Source organism: Nostoc sp. UHCC 0251 (assembly GCF_034932245.1).
Taxonomy (GTDB): Bacteria; Cyanobacteriota; Cyanobacteriia; order Cyanobacteriales; family Nostocaceae; genus Nostoc.
Genome location: NZ_JAYGHD010000488.1, coordinates 1 through 4,021 on the forward strand (window position 1 = coordinate 1; position 4,021 = coordinate 4,021).

At 44.9% G+C, this 4,021-nt stretch carries 5 protein-coding genes; 4 read left to right on the top strand and 1 reads right to left on the bottom strand.

Annotated elements, in window-relative coordinates:
* From VB740_RS36060 to trxA, 3 genes are all read left to right on the top strand, one after another.
* The coding region (locus VB740_RS36060) for a hypothetical protein (protein ID WP_323204597.1) at positions 1-218 on the top strand (218 nt) is incomplete at its 5' end.
* Positions 219-254: 36 nt separating this feature from the next.
* Positions 255-1,418 (top strand): GuaB3 family IMP dehydrogenase-related protein, encoded by a 1,164-nt coding sequence (locus VB740_RS36065; RefSeq protein WP_323204598.1) that lies wholly within the window; start codon positions 255-257, stop codon positions 1,416-1,418.
* A gap of 366 nt (positions 1,419-1,784) precedes the next feature.
* On the top strand, positions 1,785-2,108 hold the full coding sequence (gene trxA / locus VB740_RS36070; protein WP_069070846.1) for a thioredoxin: 324 nt from the start codon (positions 1,785-1,787) through the stop codon (positions 2,106-2,108).
* 154 nt (positions 2,109-2,262) lie between these two features.
* Here the strand turns inward: trxA and VB740_RS36075 are convergent, their stop codons facing one another.
* Positions 2,263-2,856: a MarC family protein gene (locus VB740_RS36075; RefSeq protein ID WP_323204599.1), complete on the bottom strand. Its 594-nt coding sequence runs from the start codon at positions 2,854-2,856 to the stop codon at positions 2,263-2,265.
* A gap of 210 nt (positions 2,857-3,066) precedes the next feature.
* Here VB740_RS36075 and VB740_RS36080 point away from each other — a divergent pair, with 210 nt between their 5' ends.
* A complete protein-coding gene (locus tag VB740_RS36080; protein WP_323204600.1) occupies positions 3,067-3,879 on the top strand; it encodes a carbon-nitrogen hydrolase family protein in 813 nt (270 codons plus the stop codon).
* Positions 3,880-4,021: the final 142 nt, after the last annotated feature.

Consider the following 4,021-nt stretch of genomic DNA (forward strand, 5'->3'; position numbering starts at 1 on the left):
CACAACACTTGCGGCTTGATAGAAGCCGGGGACTTAAACCCCCACAACTTGTTAACAAGTTTTTCTCATTTGGTTGCCCAGTGTATACTTTACGTCCATCAAAGTTTCGGGCGGCGGCTTGGGTAACTCGAATCTATATGTTGTGTAGTTTAGGAAAAAAACGCCCCAAGATATCTCACAATCAAGAAAAAAACGCCCCAAGATATCTCACAATTTGATACCCTAGCTTAAACAGATTTGAGAAAAATTAAAGCGTGGAAATTCAACTTGGGCGGGGAAAAACAGCTCGCAGAGCTTACGGAATAGATGAAATTGCTCTAGTTCCTGGTAACAGAACACTAGACCCCAGTTTGGCAGATACTAAGTGGCGTATTGGCAATATTGAGCGAGAAATCCCAATAATTGCCAGTGCGATGGATGGCGTAGTAGATGTTCGCATGGCTGTACGTTTGTCACAGTTAGGAGCGCTAGGTGTCCTCAATTTAGAGGGTATTCACACTCGCTATGCTGATCCAGAGCCAATATTAGATCGGATTGCCTCTGTAGGGAAAGATGAATTTGTTGCCCTGATGCAAGAACTCTATGCCGAACCAATAAAGCCGGAATTAATTGAAAAACGTATTCAGGAAATTAAAGAACAAGGTGGCATTGCGGCAGTGAGTGCAACTCCAGCCGGTGCAAGTAAATATGGTGAGGCGGTGGCAAAAGCTGGCGCAGATTTATTTTTTGTACAGGCTACGGTAGTTTCTACTGCACATCTGTCACCAGAGTCTTTAGTACCACTTGATTTAGCAGAATTCTGCCGTTCCATGCCCATACCGGTGGTGTTGGGAAATTGCGTGACTTACGAAGTCACTTTGAATTTGTTGAAAGCTGGGGCGGCTGGGGTACTGGTGGGAATTGGGCCTGGTGCCGCTTGTACGTCCCGTGGCGTGTTGGGTGTGGGCGTACCACAGGCGACTGCGATCGCAGATTGTGCTGCGGCACGAGATGATTACTACAAGGAAACTGGTAACTATATCCCCATCATTGCTGATGGCGGTTTAATCACCGGTGGCGACATTTGTAAATGCATCGCCTGTGGTGCTGATGGTGTGATGATTGGTTCCCCCTTTGCCAGAGCCGCAGAAGCCCCAGGACGAGGTTATCATTGGGGTATGGCTACTCCTAGCCCTGTGTTGCCTCGTGGCACCCGCATTCGCGTTGCCACCACTGGTAGCCTAGAGCAAATACTCGTTGGTCCAGCAGGACTAGATGATGGCACTCACAATCTTTTAGGAGCCTTAAAGACGAGTATGGGCACCTTAGGAGCTAAAAATATTAAAGAAATGCAACAAGTAGAAGTTGTGATTGCGCCTTCCCTACTAACCGAGGGTAAAGTTTACCAAAAAGCTCAACAATTAGGGATGGGGAAATAGAATTGGGGCATAGGGCATGGGGCATAGGGCATGGGTTATTAATTCTTCATTCCCCTGCTCCCCCTGCCTCCCCTGCCTCCCCTGCTCTTTACTGCCAATCTCCAATTCTTCAATAAATTTCTCCAGCCCCCTAAACAATTGCTGGAAAAATTGGATATCTCGCCTACAATAGAGATAGCGGAGACGAATGTTTCCGTTCACTCCTCACACCACACTCCGCCCGGACTACTGTTCGGGCGGTTCCTTATGTTTATAAATAAATTCTAGAGCTTCTTTGCAAATGTACATCCTCGCACTGCCAAGCTGAGGTTTTTGCTATGGTAGAATTTTCACCAAGTTCAGATATTATTGGCGAAGGTTTTAGGCATGTCAACAGCCGCACAAGTTACCGATTCTAGTTTCAAGCAAGAAGTACTCGACAGCGATGTACCCGTTTTAGTTGACTTTTGGGCACCCTGGTGCGGACCATGCCGTATGGTAGCTCCTGTTGTCGATGAAATCTCCGAACAGTACAAGGGTCAAATTAAGGTCGTCAAAGTCAACACGGATGAAAATCCTAATGTTGCCAGTCAGTACGGCATCCGCAGCATTCCTACATTAATGATTTTTAAGGGTGGGCAAAAAGTGGATATGGTGGTCGGCGCTGTGCCTAAAACTACATTAGCTTCCACTCTCGAAAAGTATCTTTGAAACTCAATCGGCAATAAATTCCTCTTGAGTTATCCATGTTGGTTTAACTTTAGGTTAATTTTTATAAACAAGTTTGATAGACGAGTAATTCGCGCCTATCAAACTTGTTTACATTTGTACACAGTTTCTGATTCCGAATACTTTTAGGAGTTTTCTATCTCAAAAACAACTCCCTAATTCCCGTACTACCAATTTCCACCGCTAGCGCCGCCAACAAAAAACCCAAAAGTTGAGTCACAATTATTCCACCTTCTGCACCAATCCACTGGTCAATCAGATTTGCTAAACGCAAAATTAACCAAGTGACAAACATCGCCCCTACTATACCCACCACGACAGCAATATGCGGACTCTGTGATTTTGACATCAGCAACATCACCGTCGTCAAAGTCCCTGGCCCTGCTAACAGTGGTAAAGCTAGTGGAGTGATTGCAACATCGCGTCCTTCCTCAATAATCGGTTGATCTAATTCTCCCCGCAGCATTTGCAAAGCAATTAACAGCAACAATAATCCTCCTGCTACTCGCAAAGAGCCGATACTGATTTCCAAATAATTTAAAATTATTTGCCCTGCAAAGGCAAATAGCAAAAGAACTACGATCGCAATGAGAATTGCTTTATCTATAACTTGGTTTCTTTGGTCTGGCATCATGCCCTTAGTCAAAACTAAAACAATCGGTATATTGCCCACAGCATCCGCCAAGACAAAGACAGCGATAAATGTTTGAATGAGAATAGGAATATCCACAGCAGATAGCTTTTATCAGGGTTTGATCACAACCTAATCCTTATCTTGCTCAGTTTGCTAGAAGCTAGAGGAAGATGAAGATCAGCAATAAAGTAAGTCTGTTAAAGAAAAGGAACACTGACGCATTTCTAATTAAGTTCCACAGATGTTGAAGTAGCGATATATTTTGATAATCTATCTTCCATAAATCAACTGTTCGTTGTTGAATCTATGAAGTCTTATTTAGCCGCCGCTATTCAATTGACCAGTGTGCCTGATCTACAAAAAAATTTGGCACAGGCAGAAGAATTAATAGAGCTTGCCGTGCGTCAAGGTGCCGAGTTGGTAGGTTTGCCAGAAAACTTTTCCTATATGGGAGAAGAAAAAGACAAACTCGCGCAAGGCGATACGATCGCTCTTGAAAGTGAGAAATTTATCAAAAAAATGGCTCAACGCTTTCAAATTACCATCTTGGGCGGCAGCTTTCCAGTTCCCGTAGATAATACAGGCAAAGTTTATAACACCACTCTACTCATCGACCCAAGCGGTCAAGAACTTGCCCGCTACTATAAAGTACACCTATTTGATGTTGATGTCCCCGACGGCAACACCTATCGGGAATCCAGCACGGTTGTGGCTGGTACACAACTACCGCCTGTCTATTTTTCCGAAAAACTCGGTAATTTAGGGCTTTCCATTTGTTATGATGTCCGCTTCCCTGAGTTGTATCGTCATCTGGCAGATAAGGGAGCGGATGTTATATTTATTCCCGCCGCCTTTACCGCCTTTACTGGCAAAGATCACTGGCAAGTACTACTACAAGCCAGAGCCATCGAAAATACCGCTTACGTCATTGCTCCTGCCCAAACAGGCAATAACTACGGTCGTCGTCTAACCCACGGGCATGCCGTCATTATTGACCCTTGGGGCGTAATTTTAGCCGATGCTGGGGAAAAACCAGGAATTGCGATCGCAGAAATCAAGCCTACTAGATTAGAACAAGTCCGTCGTCAAATGCCTTCTTTACAACATCGGGTGTTTTAGGGAGTAGGGAGTAGGGAGTAGGGAGTAGGGAGTAGGGAGTAGGGAGTAGGTAGGGAGTAGGGAGCAGAGAAGAAAGAATAACTAATGCCCCATGCCCAATGCCCAATGCCCAATGCCCAATGCCCAATGCCCAATGCCCAAT

What these genes read in the sequence shown, in the direction of transcription:
- trxA (WP_069070846.1), top strand. Translation starts at nt 1,785, where the DNA reads ATGTCAACAGCCGCACAAGTTACCGATTCTAGTTTCAAGCAAGAAGTA.
- VB740_RS36080 (WP_323204600.1), top strand. Translation starts at nt 3,067, where the DNA reads ATGAAGTCTTATTTAGCCGCCGCTATTCAATTGACCAGTGTGCCTGAT.